Source organism: Brucella pituitosa, from assembly GCF_003049685.1.
Classification (GTDB): domain Bacteria; phylum Pseudomonadota; class Alphaproteobacteria; order Rhizobiales; family Rhizobiaceae; genus Brucella; species Brucella pituitosa.
In genome coordinates this window covers 185784-207098 of sequence record NZ_PYSY02000003.1, presented here as the reverse complement: position 1 = coordinate 207098, position 21315 = coordinate 185784, and the positions used below count along the sequence as shown (strand labels likewise).

Here is a 21315-nt window from a genome sequence, read left to right as displayed (position 1 = left end):
GTTGGCAGTGCCTTAAGTTAAGAGGCAGAAGAACATGCTACAGGTGAGTACGAGCGTGGAGGAGGGCCGTATCAGCCCTACGCTGCGAGAGAATTTTGCTCGTCTTCTCGCGCCCCGCACCATGGCTTTCATTGGTGGTGGCCAGGTCGAAGCAACATTGAAAACCTTGCGACAGCAGGACTATGCCGGGGACGTCTATGTGGTGAACCCCAAGCGCAGCGAAATTGCCGGATATAAATGCATTTCGTCGATTGCTGATCTGCCTGTTTCGCCCGATGCGGTATTCCTGGCCGTTAATGCCGATGCGACCATTAATGCGTTGCGTGAATTATCGGCCATGAAGGCAGGTGGTGTCGTTTGCTATGCTTCCGGTTTCTCCGAAATTGGCGCGGCGGGTTTTGAACGCAATCTGGCTTTTGTCGAAGCTGCCGGGAACATGGCGGTGGTCGGCCCGAACTGCTATGGCCTCGTCAATTACGTCAATCACGGCACGATCTGGCCAGCGCTTTACCCGAAACTACAGAGCAGCCGGGGTGCGGCAGTCATTTCACAGAGTGGCAACGTTACCGGGCATCTGGTCTCCAACGGTCGTTCGGTGCCTTATTCCTATCTGATCAGCGCGGGCAACCAGGCCGTTCTCGGCTTTGAGGACTATATTGATTATCTCATTGATGACCCGAACGTGACCTGTTTGGGTCTGTTTATGGAGGGCATACGCGATGTGGCCGCGTTCTCGCAGGCCGCCTTGCGGGCGCGTGTAAAGCGTATTCCGGTCATCGTCTGCCGTTCCGGGCGTTCAGAACTTGGTGCGGTGATGGCTGCCAGCCATACGAGTTCGCTGGCCGGGCAAAATGAATATTATGAAGCATTGTTTGCCCGTCTTGGCGTGATCGAGACCGATACGGTCCCGCAATTCCTCGAAATGATGAAGCTTGCTTCGATCGCTGTGCCACTTGAAGGCGAGCGCATCACCGTGTTTTCCAGTTCCGGCGGCGATAACGGCCTGGCTGCGGATTATTGTTCCTTTGCTGGCCTGCAATTGCCGCAGCCAAATCAGCAACAAAAAGATATCATCAAGCCGACGTTGCCTGACTTCGGCCATGTGTCCAACCCGCTCGATTTCACTGCAGGCTATTGGGGCAGTGAGGAACTGTTGACACCCATGTTCACCACCATGCTGAACGGAGACTACGATGCCGCCATGCTGGTGATCGATTATCCGCCGGTCGGATCACCCTATAAGGATAAATCGGCGCATCAGGCTATGGATCGTGCTCTGGCTGCTGCTGGCAAGGCTGCGGGCAAGCCGGTATTCCATGCGTCGGTGAATACGGAAAGCATACCGCCAGAAGATGCCGAAGCGCTGATCGCGCAAGGGATCGTGCCATTGAATGGCCTGCATGATGCTGCGCAGGTCGTCGCGAAATGGGCGACCTATTGCAAAATGGTTGGGCGCGACAAGCGGCAAGGCGATGCTACCTTGGAACCCAAAGTCCCTTTTGCAGTCACCGCTTTGCCTTCAAACGGCGTGACAGTGAATGAAGCGGAATCCAAGCGGCGATTGAGTTCTTATGGACTTAATGTGCCAAAAGGCAACATATCGTCCATCGAGGCGATCCGCGAACTGCCGGAAATCTTCAATGCCCCGATAGTTCTGAAAGTTCTGCACGATCAGTTGGCGCATAAGACAGAAGTTGGCGGTGTTGCTCTCAATATCCGTAGCCGATCCGATGCTATCACCGCAGCCGAGCGCATGGTCGTATCGGTCAAACAGCATGATGCTTCAATCGAGCTTACGACATTTCTGATGGAGCCGATGCAAGCGGCCCCGCTTGCTGAACTGATCGTCGGTGTGAAACGCGATCCGCTGTTCGGATTAGTTCTCGTCATCGGCGCGGGCGGTATTCTGGTGGAGCTGTTGAAGGACGCCACACCCCTGCTGTTACCGGTGAGCCGTGCAGACGTTGAAAATGCACTGCGCGGACTGAAAAGCTTCGCGCTCCTCGACGGTTTTCGCGGCAAGCCAAAGGTGCAACTGGAGCCGGTTATCGATGCGATCATGGCGATTGCCGCCTATGCTGGCGATCATCGGCATAATCTGCTCGAACTCGATGTTAACCCGTTGATGCTGGGAGCCGACAGCGCCGTCGCAGTGGATGCCCTCATCATAGAGATAGAGCATCGTTAGAATGAAGCCGCTGGCCGCCGTCCTCGTATGGCGGCCATGTTCACTCAAGTCCGACTGGAAACATTATGAACAGACCGCATCTTACTGGAGCGGAAGCGCTCGTCCATAGTCTTGTTGCCGCCAAGGTAGATACCTGCTTTGCCAATCCCGGCACGAGTGAAATGCATTTTGTCGCGGCGCTCGATCGGATACCCGGCATCCGGTGCGTGCTGGGTTTACAGGAGAATGTGGTGACCGGTATGGCTGACGGCTATTTCCGCGTCACGCAGCGCCCGGCAGTAACACTGCTGCATTGCGGTCCGGGCTATGCCAATGGCATTGCCAATATTCACAATGCTCGTCGTGCTGGCAGCGGCATGCTTAATATTGTTGGCGACCACGCAACCGATCATGTTGCGTATGACAGTCCGTTGACCGCTGATGTGGAAGCGCTCGTAGGTGGTAGTTCTGAATGGCACCGCTTCGGCACAGAACCCGCATCGATCGGTGCCGATGCCATGGCTGGTTTGAAAGAGGCCGCTTATGGATATGGCCAGATCGCTTCTCTGGTCCTGCCAGCGGACGTGTCATGGAGCGAGGGAGGTGAAACGGCTGAACTCGAAAGCGTCGAAGGACCATATCCAGTTGACCCGGCCGTCGTGATGCAAGTTGCCGATGCACTGAAATCTGGGCGCAAGGCTGTCATCATTCTCGGTAATCCGGCTGTCGTCGAAGAGTTGCATCCTTTACTTAAGGGCATCGCCGATCAAACCGGCGCTGAACTGATGGGAAGTTCAACTATTTCCAATATGCCGAAGGGCAAAGGACGGCTGGTGCTGCCAGCCGTGCCTTATGTGGTAACGGAAGCGCTACAGTGTCTTGACCCTTATGATCTGGTTGTGCTGGTCAATTGCCCACCGCCAGTCGGTTTCTTCCGCTATCCGGGTCTGCCGAGCCTGCTGCATCGCGCCGATGCCGAGGTTCTGACTCTGACGACCGCTCATCAGGACGCGAAGGGCGCGTTGACTGCTTTGGCCACAGCGCTCGGGGCTCGTGAAAGCGACATCGCCATCCAGAATGGAGAGATCGAGGTGCCGGTGGATGGTCCGGTAACGCCGAATTCTTTGGCCCAGATTGTAGCGCGTCAGATTCCGGAGAACAGCATCATCGTCAATGAGGCGCTGACCTCAGGAGGTGGTTTTGCTGCGGTCATGCCATTGGCTGCTCCATGTTATTGGCTGACTGTGACAGGCGGTGCAATCGGAGGAGGACTGCCGCTAGCAACGGGCGCTGCCATAGGGGCGGAAGCTGTTGGCGACAAGGGACGACGGGTCATCGCTTTGCAGGCTGATGGTTCCGCCGCCTATACGGTACAGGCATTGTGGACGCAGGCCCGCGAAAACTTGCCCGTCACCACATTGTTGCTCGACAACCGCTCCTACGCCATTCTGCTCGGAGAATATGCCAAGGTTGGTGCTGAACCGGGCCCGACAGCGCTCGACATGATGAGCTTGGTTCGCCCGGAAATTGACTGGGTATCGATTGCACGGGGCTTTGGCGTCGAGGCGGTGACGGTGACGACCAATCGCGAACTGGATTTAGCCTTGAGCAAAGCTCTGGCCGAGGACGGGCCGGTGCTCATTGATGTACGACTGGACTGAGATGACGACATGCAGAATCTGATAGCAAAAGTCGCGGGTGCCGAGGCAACCGGAATAAAGAAAGTCGGGATCATTGGAGCAGGCGCCATGGGTGCGGGTATTGCAGCGCAGTTTGCCGATGCCGGTATTGCGGTTGAACTGCTGGATATTGCCCGCGGCGACAACCGTATCGAACCAGCGGAAACCGGAATTTCCCGCCAGCTTAAATTGGGCGGGTTCACGACGCCGGACGCTGCAGCCCGAGTACGTCCCGGCAATATTGACGATCATCTCGCCCGGTTGCAGGATGCCGACTGGGTCATTGAGGCGGTGGTGGAAAAACTCGACGTTAAACGCGCGTTGTTCCGGAAAATCGCACCCTGTCTGAAACCGTCGGCAATTCTTTCATCGAACACATCGACCATCCCCCGTCATGACATGGTAGCGGGTATGGAAAGCAGTCTTGCACGCCGTTTTGCTATTACGCATTTCTTCAATCCGCCGCGACTGATGCCGCTTCTGGAAGTTGTTGTCGACGATCAGGCTGAGCCTGAACTGCGCGATCGGTTGCATCAAGCGGCCAGAATATTGCTGAGCAAAACCCCGATTGATTGCCATGACACTCCTGGCTTTATTGCCAACCGTATCGGCTGTTTCTGGATAGCAGTGTCGGTTACGGAAGCTTGTCGTTTTGGACTGGATATCGAAACCGCCGACGCTGTGCAGACGGTACTCGGTGTTCCAAAGACCGGTGTTTTCGGGTTGCTCGATCTGATCGGTATTGACCTCGTGCCAACCATCTGGGGCGGATTGATGCAGGCGCTGCCGACAGATGATGCTTTGCAGATCTATAATCTGCCGGGCAATCCGCTCATCACTGAGTTGCTGGCGAAAGGATCGTTTGGGCGCAAGGCGGGCGGCGGGTTCTATCGCAAGACGGCCGATGGACAGTTTGAAGTGCTCGATACAGACAAATTGCTTTATCGTGCCCCCCGTCCGGTACAATTGTCTAGGGAACTGCAGGAACTGCTCAGCGAACAAGGTCCCGTCGGGAACTATGCGCGTTCGGTGTTGCGCAAGCTGATTAGCTACTGTGAGACACATCTGTCTGAGATTGCATCGGATGCCAGTGCAATCGATACCGCTATGCAGCTTGGCTATTCCTGGCGCGAAGGGCCCTTTGCACTTGCAGCCAAAGCTGTAGAAATCATCGAATGTTAATGTGATTTACCCCAGTTCTCATCAACCAGACCAGAGCGAGATGTTCGCATAGACGGTAGCCGTCCAGTTGGTCCCGATTGTGTCTGGTGCCGGTGGAATGGGGCAGAAAAAATTCAAAGGAGTAAGGAATGAAAGTCCTTGTCGCAGTAAAGCGGGTTGTAGATTACAACGTAAAGATCCGTGTTAAGGGAGATGGTTCGGGCGTTGAGCTTGCGAACGTGAAGATGTCGATGAACCCTTTTGACGAGATTGCGGTTGAAGAAGCGATCCGTCTGAAGGAAGCTGGCAAGGTCACGGAAATCATCGCGGTTTCGGTCGGTCCGGCACAGGCACAGGAAACGCTGCGCACAGCCCTTGCCATGGGTGCTGATCGTGCGATCCTCGTGAAGACCGATGACACCGTTGAGCCGCTTGGCGTTGCCAAGGTGCTGAAGGGCGTGGTCGAGGCCGAACAGCCGGATCTCGTTTTCCTCGGCAAGCAGGCCATTGATGACGATGCCAACCAGACCGGCCAGATGTTGTCCGCATTGCTCAACTGGAGCCAGGCGACGTTTGCCTCGAAGGTGGAACTGGGTGACGGTTCGGCCAAGGTAACGCGTGAAGTCGATGGCGGTCTTCAGACCATTGATGTGAAGCTTCCTGCCATTGTCACGGTTGACCTTCGTTTGAACCAGCCGCGCTATGCATCGCTGCCAAACATCATGAAGGCGAAGAAGAAGCCGCTTGATGAAAAGTCGCCTGCCGATTTCGGTGCTGATATTGCGCCGCGTCTCAAGGTCCTGAAGACCGAAGAGCCGGGTGGCCGCAAGGCTGGCGTGAAGGTCGGTTCGGTCTCCGAACTGGTCGAGAAGCTCAAGGCCGACGGCGTATTGTAAGAAATCGGAAGGGACAAACACATGGCTATTCTTCTTATTGCCGAACATGACAATGCAAGCCTTTCCGATCAGACCGCAAAGGCACTGACAGCCGCCGCTCAGATCGGTGGTGATGTTGATATTCTGGTTGCAGGCAAGGGTGCAAAGGCTGCGGCTGATGCGGCTGCAAAGCTTTCTGGCGTGCGCAAGGTTCTGCTGGCTGAAAGCGATGCGTTGGAAAATCGTTTGGCTGAGCCACTGGCTGCAGCCATCGTTGAACTCGCAGGAAACTACGACACGATCATTGCACCAGCCACCACGTCGGCCAAGAATGTGCTGCCGCGTGTGGCAGCACTTCGATGTGATGCAGTTGTCGGAAATCATGGAAGTGGTGTCCGCTGATACGTTCAAGCGTCCGATCTATGCGGGCAATGCGATCCAGACTGTGCAATCGACCGATGCCAAGAAGGTCATCACGGTTCGTACCGCTTCGTTCCAGGCCACCGGCGAAGGCGGCTCGGCTTCGGTTGAAAGCGTGAATGCGGCGAGCGATCCGGCGCTGTCGAGCTTCGTTGAAAACGCGCTTTCGGGCGGTGATCGTCCGGAACTGACTTCGGCCAAGATCATCATTTCGGGCGGCCGTGCGCTTGGTTCGTCAGAAAAGTTCCAGGAAGTGATCCTGCCTGTGGCTGACAAGCTTGGTGCTGCGGTCGGTGCCAGCCGTGCGGCAGTTGATGCGGGCTATGCGCCAAACGACTGGCAGGTTGGCCAGACCGGCAAGGTGGTTGCACCGGATCTTTACATTGCAGTCGGCATCTCGGGTGCGATCCAGCATCTTGCGGGCATGAAAGACAGCCGCGTGATTGTTGCGATCAACAAGGACGAAGAAGCACCGATCTTCCAGGTGGCTGATTATGGGTTGGTTGCTGATTTATTCCAGGCTTTGCCTGAAATGGCTGACAAGGTTTGAGAAAGTTCATCATGAAACGTTCAGTGGTTATTGCTTCCGGGGTTCGCACGCCAATCGGAGATTTTGGTGGCTCCCTTGCAGGTATTCCTCCGTGTGAACTGGGAGCCGCAGTGGCTCGCGAAGCGATCACGCGTGCTGGCATCAAGCCCGATCAGGTTGAGCAGACAGTCTTCGGCAATGTCATTCATACCAGACCGGAGGATATGTATATTTCGCGCGTCGTTGCGGTTCGTGCCGGGGTTCCTCACACCTCACCTGCGTTGACTTTGAATCGCTTGTGCGGTTCGGGCCTTCAGGCTGTCGTTTCCGCCGCCGAACAGATTGAGCTCGGCAAAGCCGATATCGTGCTCGCTGGCGGTGCAGAAAGCATGAGCCGCTCTGGCCATTTATTAACGCAGGCGCGCAACGGTCAAAAGATGGGCGATGTAACGGCTATTGACATGATGGTGGGCGCTTTGACTGACCCCTTCGGTCATGGTCACATGGGCATGACTGCCGAGAATATTGCCGAACGGTCTGGTATAGATCGGGCAAAGCAGGATACCTTCGCGGTTGAATCGCACCGCCGCGCGGCTGCGGCGATCGCAGATGGCCGCTTTAGCAGTCAGATACTGCCAATTACCGTCAAAAACGGTCGGACAGAAAAACTGTTTGATACGGATGAACATGTGCGCAGCATTGTTTCCCTTGAGGATATGGCCAAGCTGCGTCCTGCTTTTAGCAAAGATGGCACCATAACGCCGGGCAATGCTTCGGGTCTCAACGATGCTGCAGCGGCTCTGGTACTTATGGAGGAGAGTGTCGCTAAGGCCCATGGCGTCAAGGCATTAGGCCGCATTGTCGCAACCGGCCTCGGTGGTGTCGCTCCAGAGGTCATGGGGATGGGGCCTGTTCCAGCCAGCCGTCAAGCTTTGCAGCGGGCAGAATTGACCGTAGCCGATATGGACGTTATCGAATCCAACGAGGCGTTTGCGGCGCAGGCCTGTGCGGTTAGTGCGGAATTGGAATTTCCAGAAGAGAAGGTCAACCCGAATGGTGGTGCAATTGCTCTCGGTCATCCGGTAGGGGCGTCGGGAGCCATCATCCTCATTAAGCTTTGCTATGAACTGCAACGTATCGGTGGCCGTTATGGGTTGGCAACAATGTGTATTGGTGGCGGGCAAGGTATAGCGATGGTGATCGAGCGGGTCTAAGAAACAAAGTCGGAAGCGAGGAGGCTTTCCTCAACGACGACCAGTTCTGGTCTGAAGGCAATCCATGACAGAAAAACATTCTCATCGCGGGCTTGTTGTCGCCGCGATTATGGCAAGCATGGCCATGATCGCCGTCGAGGTAACGATTGTGTCGACCGCAATGCCACAGATTGCGGCGCAACTGGGCCAACTCAATCTTTATTCCTGGGTTTTTTCGTCATTTCTTTTGACTCAGACAGCGACGACCGTTGTGTTTGGAAAACTTGCGGATATCTATGGTCGTAAACCGGTCCTTGTTTCAGGTATTGCCTTGTTCCTTGCCGCTTCGATACTGGCGGGCTTCGCTTGGTCGATGCCTTCGATGATTGTCTTTCGATTGTTGCAGGGCATCGGGGCAGGGGCGATTCAGCCCGCCGCCATGACGGTGGTGGCGGATCTTTTTCCAGGGGCACAGCGCAGCAAGGTTCAGGGATATCTTGCCAGTGTCTGGGCATTATCAGCGGTTGTCGGCCCGTTGCTTGGTAGCCTAATCATTCACAACTTGAGCTGGGCTTGGGTGTTTTGGATTAATGTGCCGGTTGGTATTCTGGCGGCATCGGGCTTTCTTCTCTTCCTGCATGAAGAGAAGCGGACAAAGCCGGTATCGATCGATGTGCTTGGGGCAGCACTTTTCGCCGTTTCGATTTCCTCCATGATGATTGCGCTCACGCTGATGGAGCGCGCGGTTTCGCTCGAGGGAATTCTCGCGTTCATTCTCTTTGCTCTTTCACTGATTGCCTTCATCTGGCAGGAACGTCGGGCGAAGGAACCCATGGTCGCACCGGACCTGTGGCTGAAACGCCCTATCGCTTTCTCCAATCTGGCAGTCTTTCTGGCCAGCATGTCGATTATGGGACTGACGACATTTCTGCCGATGTATGTACAGACAGTCCTCGACCGTTCTCCTGTAGTCGCGGGATTTGCCCTAACTATGCTTTTGCTGGGCTGGCCCTGCGGGGCCACGATTGCATCACGGCAGTTTCTGCGGTTCGGATTGCGCCCGATCATGATTGCCGGAAGCATTTTTATCCCGGTTGGCACCTCTCTTCTTGTCATGCTGACCCCGTCAAGTTCAGCCATACTGGCTGGGATCGGTTCCCTGGTCATGGGCTTCGGCATGGGACTGCTCAACATTGGGGCGCTCATCCTGACACAGGATAGCGTGAGTTGGTCGGAGCGCGGCAGCGCCACGGCATCAAATGTCTTCTCGCGCAATTTGGGCAGTACGCTTGGAGCGGCCATTCTGGGTGCAGTACTGACCTATAGTCTTGCCAATGCCAATCATGGCGAAGCGATTACGTCAGACCAGCTGCGGGACCTGCTGAATGGTGCGGAGATGTTGATTGATCAGCGTGAGCTTCGGTTGGTGCTTCAACATGCGCTGCACGCAACATTCGTAGCGATGATGCTTATCGCTGTTTTGATCGTGCCAGCCTGCCTTTGTGTGCCAAACACCAAGAAAGAGTACGAGAGCGACTTGCAAGAGGTGTAAACCTAACCTTGAGATTGCCAAACCTTTCAGGTTTTACGGTTCTGTCTTCAAGTCTCAACATCTTGGGCGGCACGCGGTAATTTTGAAATTGCGAAGCGATATACGGTCTATTGTTTGGAGTGCACTGAGATGCTTGATTTCTATTGGACAGACGGTATCGAAGATTCTGACTGACAATCAGTCGACCATGCCGAGCGCTAGCCAATGACCATTTTGCACCTTCACCATTTCGGTGATGGGCTTACCTCATGAGTTTTGGCTTATTTTGAACCGTCATCAGGTGATGCAGATCAACAGGCTCAGCGCAAAAATCCGGAACATTCCAGTTTTCCGTGGAACAAATTCGAGAGGCGACTCACAAATTAAGATGACTTCAAAATTATCCTACAACACGTTACGAAGATGTATTTGTTCATCTACCTTTGCTGATTTGCGGCTATTGTTTTCCTCGTGCCACGCTCGGTAGCGTCGCAAAGTTTTGAGACGTGTAGAAATGTCGTTATTTCTGTACGCAGTTATGCTGCGAGTTCCGCAAAGATTTGGAATGGTGAGCGATTATCGTTGTCGAATTGGTTTTTGCGGATCATGTGAGCCATTTCAATCCCTGCGAGCGTGGCTGAAACGGAGTGGGAGGCTTGAAAACCCATCATCGGCTTGGTGATCCGTTTGATAAACCGATTATCCTGCTCAAGGACGTTATTGAGATACTTGATCTGCCGGATTTCAATCATAGCATCCGTTCCAGTGAATTTCAGGATCGTGTTTACGGCCTGCAGCCCAGCCAGATTGGTTCCACTCATTATCAATGAGGGCCTTCTCTGGAACACCATTGGTTGCAATGGCTCGGTACAGATAGGTCCATTTACCTTTGATCTTTATATAAGTTTCATCAACACGCTACGAACCGGTCGTGGGCCGCTTAGGCGTCTGAGCCAGTATGACGATCTGCGGTGAGTAACGGACAACCGATCAGTTCAGGGTCGCATGATCGACGGATAGGCCGCAGTCTTGCAGGATTTCCTGAAGGTCACGATAGGAAACTGCTCGCCCTTGAAATCCACCGTCATCCGCTTCCGCCTCACCCAATTACATGCACTGACTGGAGCAGAACTCACCAGAAGTGAAAATTTTGCGACACTACCCACCACCAGTCAGATCTAATATTTAAGGTAATGGTGTCCGATCTGCACATGAATACGCATTTTTTTGACTAGACAACCCTATTAAGCGATACATAAAGACGCCCGCAATGAAGGAAATTGATACGGAAATTACCATAAATATATATAATAAGTCCCATTAATGGCAATATTGATTGGTTTAATAAGACAAGTACAGATGGTGTGCTTGCATAATTAGATCTTGGGATTATCTCCGTACGGATTATTCTAAATATATTTCCAGTAAATACTTTTCCTATTATAGAATGGCGGGCCTGATTGAGCCAAGCGAAGGACATATCCTTCTGGGGGATACAGATATCAGACAAACGGGCTTCTGAACTACAGAAGGCAAATCGCCACGGTATTACAGGATGATCAGCTGTTTGCCGGAACCATCGCGGAGAATATTTCCTGCTTCGATACTGACGCCGATCAGGCATGGATTGAGGAATGCGCCCAGATAGTTGCGATGCGTGATGAAATCATGTCCACGCCCATGCGCCACAATTCACTTATCGGCGACATGGGGAGTTCACTTTCTGGTGGGCAGAGCAGCGGTTATTTCTGGCACCTGCTCTCTACCGACGGCCTTCAATCTTATTCCTCGACGAAGCCACACGTGCGCTTGATGAAGCGAACGAAAACCGCATTAATGCCGCTGTTTCAGCTTTAAGGATTAGCCGTATCCTCGTTGCTCATCGACCATCTACAATTGCACAGGCATCAAGACACATAGTGTTATGAACGCTTGAAGATGGAGCAGGCCTTAACTCTGGACACAGTTATACTGTGAGAGCTTCGAATTGCTGTTTGAGGGATGGCACCTATGGTGATGAAAAGGTGCCCTGATACTTTTATCAGTGAACCACTGTACAATAGAATACTAGTATTACGATGAAAATGCTTCTTTGCGATTCATCCTCTCAACAAGAGAAATTAACACTATGGGCAATAAAAAGAGCCAAGATCTTATCGATTCTAATCATCCTAGAACTGTCGGCGCAGATAGCAACCTGCAATGGAACTCGATAGTGTTTGATAGCATGTCGCCGCAATCCGTTGCTCAATTGGCAGGAAACGGCTTGAATATGTTCAAGCTGACACTTTTCTTGACCCCCGTTCATGATAACGGCGCAGGCGCAAAAACCCCCGTTTATGTTTCTCCTGAGGACTTAAGGCAATCAATTACCTTGATTGATTATGATCAGTCGCAAATCACGGCTCTTACATATTTGCCTTCAGCGCCGACAATCGAGAACCTACCGCGCTTTTCTGGTTGGGCTTATACGGATGGGCCCAATGATTTTGTTGTTAATCCATCTTCTGGATTTGATTTGGCAGAAGAAGCTACAGGATCTGAAGCTGACGCGAGTGGTCAACAGGCGATAACATTCTACGTCATGTGTAAAAGCCAGACAGACAGCAATATTCGGATCGGCTATCAGATTCAGCCGACGGATGGTGCGAAGATCAGCGACTATATTAATGGAACCAATGGGTTTAAGGGGCACTATGTTGAGGCGCAGGCGTCAGCAGAGGAACATTATACCCAGAACGACCTCACAGCTACACCGCAATATATGCCGCATCCTGGCGATGACGATGATTTCTCAGCATCAACGGAGATGCCTGACGGATTACGCTGGCGACAATACAACTACACTATTGATATAAATCAATATTCAGGCCCTATCTATTACACGGTATCCCCTACAATATCATACTATAGCGTTGATGATATTGATATATATCAAAGTTGTAAAAGTATAAATAAAAATGGATACCTTTCGAGCCTATACATATGGAATGCAGAAATGTCTGGCATGCAATATGTCCCGATATCTAACGTTTCCGATGGCCACCAGATTGATATTGGTGAAAACCCGAGAAATAGAACATTCATAAGAATAACGGTTATATTTAGCAATCTGATTGGCAGCTATTATCCGTCCTCAACTGATAATAACAATATTATTACATTTTATGATTCAACGGGGAAGTCAGGCCAATTCTCGATATCGACAGAATTACCTAATTATGTCCAATTACGATATCCACAACAGGATAGTTCAAGTTGGAATCCGATTGCACCACCGCGAGGAGACCAAGAGCCTACAACAGCGGATAATGCGGGCAGTTACTATCTAATATCGGACTCATTGACATACCTTGGGTGTAATGCTGACAATTCAGTCGTCATTATAAACAACATAACAGACAAGAACGTAAATACATCATTCTACAGCTTAACTGATGAATTAATAAGGTGTGTCAAAAACGACTATTACTTATGCATATCGAACCCATATCAAGATCAAACCAATTTCCCCGGATCATATGAGATCATTTCTGCATATCAAATAACTAATAGCTCCAATTATATTAAATTTACATTCAAACCGATATGGAAATTACAAGCTTTCGGTATATTTAGCAATGTACGTCCCTTATATCTGGGTATTGATACGGTTAATGCAACGGGAACGAACGGGCAGTATCAGGCATATCTGGGCTCCCCTTCCGCTGCGAGTTTCACCAGTAATTCGGGCAACAATAACAACTCAAACAATCCCGGCACTGTTGTCCAAGGAAACATGATCTGGCACTTGAGCGCGCGCAACTGAGTTATACTCTCCAAGACGACCGCATACTTATAGTCTATTTTAATGCGAACGTGTTTAGCGGCCAATGCTGTTGTTCGGCTGGGATAACATACTGCTATTCCCTGCTTATCTTTTTGACGAGATTTTTTCATGAACACACCGAGCGCCTTTTTTTCACTTGCCTATAATTTTGCCAGTGCCGTCGCTGGTGGTGTTGATCCGCGAACCGGACAGTTTAACATCACGCTGACCCTTGCCAACCTTACATCTAACAACGGTCTGGGCCCATCAGTGCCGATTGAACTAAACTATTCGCCAAGCTCCGGAACCGACATGGGGTTCGGGGTTGGTTTCGACCTCGGGCTGACAACCTATAATGCAGGATCGGGGAACCTGAGCCTATCGACCGGCGAGCAATATCAGGTCTGGGCAAGCCAGAATAGCGGGGCAATGGGCATTCAGCAGACGACACTGAAACATGTGTCGATCCAAAGAACTCCCGACGGTCAATATTATCAGGTGACCTATCGTGATGGTACAATTGAGTTACTCGATGGCCCCAACAACGCGGGTGATCTGAAGCAACTCAGGCAGATTATCTCTCCATCAGGGCATAACCTCTATTTCCAGACAGATGCAGCGGGGCGTCTTTCAACGATTAAAGACGATGATCTAAAAGTTCTGGTTTCTATCAGCTACTCGTCTGCACGATCTGTAAATCCGATTATTTCCATCCTACCCGGCTGGTCGGAAGGTTATGACGTTTTTCTGGACCTGCAAGGCAAATATCTGGTGGGTATCAGCAGCAACGCGCTCGGCGCGGCTGACACCTCGCTGAAATGGCTGATTAATTATACCGATATGAGTTTTTTGGGTCCCTGGGGGTTATGGGCGACAAAGCTAATCGCGCCGGGCGGGCTGGTTGAAGAAGTTGCGTACAGTCCCAACGCGGATTTGGCGCATCGCTATGTGGAATCAGCCTCGGATATGCGGTCAGTGCGTATGCCCTATGTCGTGCAGTTGACGACAACACCAGGGGGTGGACAGCCCGCAATTTTACAGAATTATGCCTTCAGCTCCGCCAATTTCTTAGGCTGCGGGGCCGGTACGAATTGGAATCCTGCACTTGATCCGCTTTATGATTGCAGTTTCGACTATAAGTACAAGTCAACAGTCACGCATATTGATGACGCAAACATTGAGACCGCGGTTGAGCGCACCTATAACTGCTTCCATCTGCAGGTAAAGGAAGCAACGCGACGCGACGATCATGTGATCATCGAGGAAACCACCTATTATGCAACGCCAGGCATGGGTTTTGCTGCTCAGGATCCCCGGTTCCAGCTTCCCCGCCTGCAAACAATCAGCTGCAGTTCTGGCACCTTAGAGCCTGATGGGCAAGTATCACGCAAAGCGCAGATCCAATACAACTATGATCTGTTCGGCAATCAATTGTCGCAAGCGAAATATGTTACAGACGATAATGGCGCGCTGATTGCGCAAGGCGCCATCAGTTGGGACTATTATCCGGCTGCGGGGCTGGCGAACGATATTGTTAATGGCTTTGGCTGCCCGCCAGATCCGAATACTTATAACCGGCAGAATAGCGTTCCACGCTTCATCAAAAGCATGACGACGACACCGGCGCAATCCGATTACGGCGACGAGCCGATAGTTGTGACACGCTATCGCTACCAGCAATATGCTTACCCTGCCGGTATCCCGGCTCTTGCCGGGGCTTATACAGTCTTCAACTGTGAACAAAGGGCTTTCTCCGACACACACGTGACGGCAAGAACGACCTTTCAATATGCTGCTGCCAGCCAGGGCCATGAGTTCGGGCGTCTTGTTGCATCAAGCCGCACTCATTACCCTGACGGGAACCCTGATCATGGATATACTACCACCAGCACAATGACCGCGCAGCTCTCTGGCGAAAAGCTTACACGCACCACCACTCAGGTTACGCATGATAGCATCACGACGACAGCCTCCAAGATCACCTCGCGCTTTACCGGGCGTGTTACAGAAACCATCAACAATCTGGGAGTTAAAAACACCGGGAGCTACGACAAGCTTGGCCGCTTGACCTCCGTGACTACAGCTTCAGGCACCGACTTTGCCAATACGCGTGACTTTGCCTATACGATTGGTTCGGCTGCGACGGCACCTTACATTATCATGGCAACCGACGCGCTTGGTAATCAGGTACGAACCAGCTTCGATGGTATGAAAAATGCCCTCAAGGGCGAGGTTCAGCTCAAAGATGGCAGTATCTGGCAAATACTTCAGACCAGAACATATGATAACGCCGGGCGCCTTCAAAGCACAGTCAGTCAGGACTTCAACAGCAATACCAGCACTCCTTATGCATCGCTTTCTTCAGACCTACATTATGACAACTGGGGTCAGAGCGATTGCGCGACCGGCCCGGATGGTATTCAAAGCTTCAACATCAAAGATCCGGTTCTGTTGACAAACACGGCCTATGATCTGAGCGGGCGGCCCGATCCGGCAACTGGTCAATTGTTGCAAACGAGCAGGACTGTTCAGTCCTATGACGTAGCGCGTCGGACTGTAACGACAAAGACCTATGCCGCCGGAAGTGCTATCGATAGCACGCCATACAGTACAACCAGTGCCAAATATGACGGGCTTAATCGCCTGCGCAGCATGATTGATGCATTGGGGCGGGAAACGAGCTACGTATACGATGCCTTTGGCCGTGTCATAACGGCAATCCTGCCGAAAACCTCGAGTCAGCAAGCACCAACCGTTGTTGCCCGAATTTATAACGACGACACGCCGTCCGCTGTAATGGTCAATATCACGGTGGATGATGTTTCCATGGGTACGCGTATAGTTGATGGTATGGGGCGTATCACGCAGCAAGATGTGGGTGGGCATCTCTGGCAAGCAGAATACGATCCTGTTTGCGGCAGCCTGACCTCGCCCTCGTCCATCACCTCACCTTATGGTGTGACTGTCAATTACAGCTATCAGCCTGAGTTGAACGGCAAACTCATCAGCAAGAGCGTCGGACCCGATCCGGTACGCGGCACGGTCATCAACCATGATAGTCTATCCCTAAGTTACAATGCGATTACCGGGAAGCTGGCTTGCGCTACCAGTTTTGCAAGCTCACGTGCTGTCAGTATTGCCAATACGTTCGATGTTAACGGGCGCTTGTCTGCGGAGACATTCTCGCAGGGTGGTGGGACAACCAGTTACCAGTATACGACGGCAGGCCAGATCAAAAGCTATACTGACGTCACCGGAGCCAAGCGGGAAGTCACGGCACGCGATGCCTACGGGCGCCCCACGCAGGCCAGCGACCGGGACGTGCAGCTTGATGTGATCTATGACGTATTGGGCCGTCTGTCCAAATGGATCGCAACGGATCTGTCGAACACCTCACACCCAACATTGACCACCACAATCACATGGGACGATCTGGATCGTGAAGCCTCCCGCAAGGTAGAAAGCAGTCATGGCAGTGCGTGGATTCTGGAACAGTCCTACTATAAAAGCCATCAGCTCCAGAGCAAAACTCTCAAACGTGGCACAACGGGAACCACTGAAAGCGGTTTTACGATCGCACGTCAGGAAAGCTTTCAATATGACGCGCGTAACCGTCTGATTGCCTATGAGGCCGAAGGGCCGGAACTGCCAGCCAACTCTAAAGGAAGGCGGCTCAAAAGCCAGCGCTTCGTCTATGATGCTTATGACAACATCACTAGGGCCGACACTGTCTTTGACGATGGTTCCAGCGATATCATGACTTGCCTCTTTACCCCCAAAGATCCTTGTCAACTAAGGATTATCAGGCATACGCATAGTGACTATCCGCTTAAAACGACACTGACCTATGACGCTGCAGGCAATATTATCAATGATGGCCAAAGCCGCAGCTTCAGTTATGACCACGCCATCAATTGCGGCTATCTGCGATCCGTGACGCAATATAACGAAGATGGCATCCGTACCGCCACAAGCGGTTTTTTCTACGATCCTCTGAACCGCATGATCGATGAGAATGGTACAAATCTGTTCTATCGCGGATCCAGACTGGTTAATCAGATCAATGGTGACAACAAGGTGCGACTTGTGCCTGGTCCAACGGGAAATCTGGCGCAGGTTCGCGAGGGTGCTCATACCGGTATTTGGTTGAGTGGCGTCGATGCCAGCGGATCAGTCCTCAGTCTTAACAATGACGACACCCGGCAGACCATGGCTTATGGCCCACATGGCGAACAACCGGCCGACGATGATCAGACCAGTATTCTTGGCTATAATGGTAGGCGCAAAAGCGCAGTTCTGGAAGGTTATCATCTGGGCAACGGATACCGGCTCTATAGTCCTGAACTACGACGCTTCATGGCGCCTGACAGTTACAGCCCTTTCGGGAAGGGCGGCATCAATCCTTATGCTTATTGTGCAGGCGACCCAATCAATAACACAGACCCCACAGGGCACTCATGGAAAGGGGTTCTAAAATTTAGGCATGAGGTTATGCATGTAGCGACGAAGCCATTACATCTTGCCGAAAAAGGTATTCATAAGGCTGAGGTCGCTATAATGCCTTCAAAGATCGAGCGGATAATCGTGAATACTGCCATTGTAGTCGTGGCATCCATTGAAGATCCAGTTATAGGAGCCGATGCCGCGGAAACTGCTGGCGATGATCTTCTCGCAAAGGGCGGAAAAGACGCCGTAAAGGGTACAGAGGATATTGCTATCGACGCTCCAAAGACGGTTGAACCATCTGCTCCACCCATGGAAGGACCGTCAGCACCGCCATTGGAACATGAGTCACTACAGGGAGCCGGAGAACAAGCACCTCAACATGCATTACACGAAATATTCGGATCAGAGCCTGACCTTGATGATTTGATAGGACATCGAGAAGAAGAAGAGAATTTGGAAAGGTTCAGAGACGCGGATGAGGACGAACTCGAAGAACAGATTAGAGACCGTTTTCGTGAAAGTGTTCGCCTTGATCGTCGGATGCGCGCAAACGCGGAACTTCGCGAGCGTATGATGAATGAGATGCCGGACGAAGGTTACTCTGAGGATAACGATGACAATACCAGAGGAATTGTTGCAGACAGACAAGCAATGATCAATAATATTTTTGAAGAAAATAGAGGATTAAGAATAATTAGAAACAGGTTAGATAGAGAGAGGTATATATTAAGCGGATATCGAAGAGATCCATTTTAATATTAAGATAAACATTTGGGTTCGCCACAGATTGTGAGTATTATAAAATACCGTATTCTTCATTCCTGAAATTGTAGCACGGCTTGACACCGACGCATCTGCCGCGCGTGCCCGAGCCCGTCTCATCGCTTAAGTTTGTCACAAGAGATGGGACGCTTCACGACAGGTGGTTATTGCCATTCTCGCTTCTGAGCATACTTTTACGATTATGCTCATGTCCACATTCTTTCCCCTAATCTGGACGACTGAGATTCGTTCCAGCGCGTATGTACAAGTCGGATCGAAACAGCTCAGTCTGGCAGGGGGTCTGGACAGACGTTCGATGCCTGAAAACGACTACTGTGGGCCATTCGCTCGCGCCGAGTTCTAGGCCGTGCACTCATGAATAGGCTAGTTATTTGAGTGGATTAATGATTCTAATGCCTCTGAATAAGAGCTCTTTGATGTCACGACGCCGCTGTGAACTCACAGAACGGGAATGGTCGATTATTGCCCCCCTGTTGCCGTGCAAACCGCGCAGCATTCCCCGGGTCGATGATCGTATGGTTCTCAATGGTATTCTGTGGTGCTTCCGCACCGGGTCATCATGGTCAGAAATCTCTGAACGCTATGGTATTGCAACAGCCTGTTACAACCGGTTTGTTCGCTTGCGTCGTGCTGGTGTCTGGGATCGTCTGCTGGAGGCTGTCTCTCAGGCCTATGATGGCGACATCGTGATGATCGATAGCACCTGTGTTCGTGTTCAGCAGCACGGATCCGCAGGAAAAAAGGGGGTGTTGACGAACGTTTCCGAGGACGTATCGTGACCTGGCGGTCAAACTATCTGCCTGAGGGTAAGATGAGCCGGTTGGTCGTTCATCAGGCTCTGGGATCACTAGGCTTATGCTGCGCCGACCTGTGCTCGGCGATGGTTATTCTAAAAGCTGCCGTTTGAGCAGGGTTTCGAGCCAATTGGTAAAGACCTGCAAGCGCCGCGAGAGGTGCTGCCGGTGGGGATAAAGTAATGTCATGGGCATGGGTTCGGCGCGATGATCTGGCATGACTTCGATCAGTTCCCCAGCCTCAAGATGGATACGCACGTCATAAACTGGGATCTGGATCAGTCCGAGCCCAGCCAGGCAGCATGCGATATAGGCTTCGGCGCTGTTAACAGTCACGCGCCCACGTAACGACATAGTACTGAGCACCCCGTTTTCGATCCACTCCCAATCCTCGACGCGCCCACTGGACGGTGAGGCATAGTTGACCGCCCAATGGCTTCCGAGATCATTGGGCGTGCAAGGCGTTCCGTGGTTCCTCAGATAATCGGGGCTCGCAACATTGATGAGCGGTAGTTTGCCGATTGGTCGCGCGATCAGTGCGGAATCGTTTAAAGGGCCAACGCGCAGCACACAATCGACGCTGTCTTCCACCAGATTGACTGAACGATCGGTCACACCAAAATCGATATCAATCTGCGGATAAAGTTCGAAAAAATCGGGTAATGCTGGCGCAATGATCAGGCGTCCAATCCGCCCCGGAACATCGACCCGCAGGCGGCCTGATGGCTGTGCTGCAGTCTGGCGGAACAAGTTTTCTGCGTCCTCGACATCGGCGATTACGCGCAGGCAGCGTTCATATAAGGCGGCACCATCCTGCGTCGCCGAGACCTTGCGCGTCGTGCGATGGAGTAGCCTCGCACCAACACGCCCCTCCAGTTCCTGGATTGCCGCCGAGACGGAGGAACGCGGTACACCGAGCGTATCGGCGGCGCGGGTAAAGCTCGAACATTCGACGACACGGGCGAAAATGCGGAACAGGTCTATGCGGTCCAAAGTGTGGGGCTTTCCAATTGTGCAGCGTTTCTGACAAGTGATGTCAGAATGGGCGTCTTTATCATGCAATCCTAGGCGATAAAGTTTCAAGTTGAAAGCGGTCGCCAATGCGATCGCATGCCGGCGAAGGAGCCCCCATGACCGACCACAGCATTAAAGGAAAAACAGTCATCATCGCTGGAGGTGCAAAAAACCTTGGTGGTCTGATTGCACGCGATCTTGCAGCTCATGGCGCGAAAGCCATTGCGATCCACTACAACAGTGCAGCGTCCAAACCGGAGGCGGACGCGACTGTTGCTGCGGTCAAAGCGGCAGGTGCTGAAGCCATTGCGTTCCAGGCGGATCTGACCACGGCGAGTGCCGTCGCCAGGCTTTTCGCTGATGCGGTCGCCGCTATTGGTAAACCGGACATTGCCATCAACACGGTCGGCAAAGTGCTAAAGAAGCCGATCGTCGAGATTTCCGAAGCTGAATATGATGCGATGAGTGCAGTCAATGCCAAGACGGCCTTCTTCTTCATCAAGGAAGCGGGCAGACATCTCAATGATAATGGTAAATTGGTGACACTCGTCACATCACTGCTCGGTGCATTTACTCCATTTTACTCGAGCTATGCTGGCACCAAAGCACCAGTCGAGCACTTTACGCGTGCTGCATCCAAGGAATTTGGCGAGCGGGGTATTTCGGTGACTGCGATCGGTCCCGGACCAATGGACACATCGTTTTTCTATCCAGCTGAAGGCGCGGATGCAGTTGCGTATCATAAAACTGCAGCTGCTCTATCGAACTTTTCGAAAACAGGTCTTACCGACATTGAGGATATTGTGCCGTATATCCGATTTATGGTTTCGGATGGATGGTGGATGACTGGTCAGACTATTCTCGTCAACGGCGGTTATACCACGAAGTAAGAACAGATGATCGGCTTTCCAGCTC

The 21315-nt window shown here is 52.1% G+C and carries 11 protein-coding genes and 3 pseudogenes; 11 read left to right on the top strand and 3 right to left on the bottom strand.

Annotation, left to right across the window (positions count from 1 at the left end; translation table 11 throughout):
- Positions 1 to 34: 34 nt before the first annotated feature.
- From C9380_RS21250 to C9380_RS21220, 7 genes and pseudogenes are all read left to right on the top strand, one after another.
- A complete protein-coding gene (locus C9380_RS21250) occupies positions 35 to 2188 on the top strand; it encodes an acetate--CoA ligase family protein (RefSeq protein WP_128094582.1) in 2154 nt (717 codons plus the stop codon).
- Positions 2189 to 2253: 65 nt separating this feature from the next.
- On the top strand, positions 2254 to 3828 hold the full coding sequence (locus C9380_RS21245; RefSeq protein ID WP_128094581.1) for an acetolactate synthase large subunit: 1575 nt from the start codon (positions 2254 to 2256) through the stop codon (positions 3826 to 3828).
- Between the two features lie 9 nt (positions 3829 to 3837).
- The gene (locus C9380_RS21240) at positions 3838 to 5028 is read left to right on the top strand and encodes a 3-hydroxyacyl-CoA dehydrogenase family protein (protein ID WP_128094580.1); all 1191 of its coding nucleotides are present in this window, start codon (positions 3838 to 3840) and stop codon (positions 5026 to 5028) included.
- Positions 5029 to 5156: 128 nt separating this feature from the next.
- A complete protein-coding gene (locus C9380_RS21235) occupies positions 5157 to 5903 on the top strand; it encodes an electron transfer flavoprotein subunit beta/FixA family protein (RefSeq protein ID WP_128094579.1) in 747 nt (248 codons plus the stop codon).
- Between the two features lie 21 nt (positions 5904 to 5924).
- A pseudogene (locus tag C9380_RS21230) lies at positions 5925 to 6852 on the top strand (electron transfer flavoprotein subunit alpha/FixB family protein).
- A gap of 11 nt (positions 6853 to 6863) precedes the next feature.
- A complete protein-coding gene (gene bktB, locus C9380_RS21225) occupies positions 6864 to 8045 on the top strand; it encodes a beta-ketothiolase BktB (protein ID WP_100558502.1) in 1182 nt (393 codons plus the stop codon).
- Between the two features lie 64 nt (positions 8046 to 8109).
- Positions 8110 to 9576, top strand: coding sequence for an MDR family MFS transporter (locus C9380_RS21220; RefSeq protein ID WP_128094578.1), 1467 nt, complete (start codon positions 8110 to 8112; stop codon positions 9574 to 9576).
- Positions 9577 to 10091: 515 nt separating this feature from the next.
- Here C9380_RS21220 and C9380_RS21215 read toward each other — a convergent pair.
- Positions 10092 to 10620, bottom strand: a pseudogene (locus tag C9380_RS21215) (IS6 family transposase); the annotation flags it as partial.
- Between the two features lie 483 nt (positions 10621 to 11103).
- A complete protein-coding gene (locus C9380_RS26945; RefSeq protein WP_164844706.1) occupies positions 11104 to 11244 on the bottom strand; it encodes a hypothetical protein in 141 nt (46 codons plus the stop codon).
- A gap of 439 nt (positions 11245 to 11683) precedes the next feature.
- Between C9380_RS26945 and C9380_RS21205 the strand changes: the two genes are divergently transcribed.
- The 3 genes and pseudogenes from C9380_RS21205 to C9380_RS21195 form a co-directional block, all read left to right on the top strand.
- On the top strand, positions 11684 to 13363 hold the full coding sequence (locus C9380_RS21205; protein ID WP_105642869.1) for a hypothetical protein: 1680 nt from the start codon (positions 11684 to 11686) through the stop codon (positions 13361 to 13363).
- Positions 13364 to 13492: 129 nt separating this feature from the next.
- Positions 13493 to 18565, top strand: coding sequence for an RHS repeat-associated core domain-containing protein (locus tag C9380_RS21200; protein WP_128094577.1), 5073 nt, complete (start codon positions 13493 to 13495; stop codon positions 18563 to 18565).
- 443 nt (positions 18566 to 19008) lie between these two features.
- Positions 19009 to 19344, top strand: a pseudogene (locus C9380_RS21195) (transposase); the annotation flags it as partial.
- Between the two features lie 132 nt (positions 19345 to 19476).
- Here the strand turns inward: C9380_RS21195 and C9380_RS21190 are convergent.
- Positions 19477 to 20379 carry a LysR family transcriptional regulator gene (locus C9380_RS21190; protein WP_128094576.1) on the bottom strand — a complete coding sequence of 301 codons (903 nt, stop codon included), beginning with the start codon at positions 20377 to 20379 and terminating at the stop codon, positions 19477 to 19479.
- 137 nt (positions 20380 to 20516) lie between these two features.
- On the opposite strand from C9380_RS21190, the gene C9380_RS21185 reads away from it, so the two are divergent.
- Entirely contained in the window at positions 20517 to 21290 is a 774-nt protein-coding gene (locus C9380_RS21185) for an SDR family oxidoreductase (RefSeq protein ID WP_128094575.1), read from the top strand.
- Positions 21291 to 21315 lie beyond the last annotated feature (25 nt).

What these genes read in the sequence shown, in the direction of transcription:
- C9380_RS21235 (WP_128094579.1), top strand. Translation starts at nt 5,157, where the DNA reads ATGAAAGTCCTTGTCGCAGTAAAGCGGGTTGTAGATTACAACGTAAAG.
- C9380_RS21220 (WP_128094578.1), top strand. Translation starts at nt 8,110, where the DNA reads ATGACAGAAAAACATTCTCATCGCGGGCTTGTTGTCGCCGCGATTATG.
- C9380_RS21205 (WP_105642869.1), top strand. Translation starts at nt 11,684, where the DNA reads ATGGGCAATAAAAAGAGCCAAGATCTTATCGATTCTAATCATCCTAGA.
- C9380_RS21245 (WP_128094581.1), top strand. Translation starts at nt 2,254, where the DNA reads ATGAACAGACCGCATCTTACTGGAGCGGAAGCGCTCGTCCATAGTCTT.
- C9380_RS21185 (WP_128094575.1), top strand. Translation starts at nt 20,517, where the DNA reads ATGACCGACCACAGCATTAAAGGAAAAACAGTCATCATCGCTGGAGGT.
- bktB (WP_100558502.1), top strand. Translation starts at nt 6,864, where the DNA reads ATGAAACGTTCAGTGGTTATTGCTTCCGGGGTTCGCACGCCAATCGGA.
- C9380_RS21250 (WP_128094582.1), top strand. Translation starts at nt 35, where the DNA reads ATGCTACAGGTGAGTACGAGCGTGGAGGAGGGCCGTATCAGCCCTACG.
- C9380_RS21200 (WP_128094577.1), top strand. Translation starts at nt 13,493, where the DNA reads ATGAACACACCGAGCGCCTTTTTTTCACTTGCCTATAATTTTGCCAGT.
- C9380_RS21240 (WP_128094580.1), top strand. Translation starts at nt 3,838, where the DNA reads ATGCAGAATCTGATAGCAAAAGTCGCGGGTGCCGAGGCAACCGGAATA.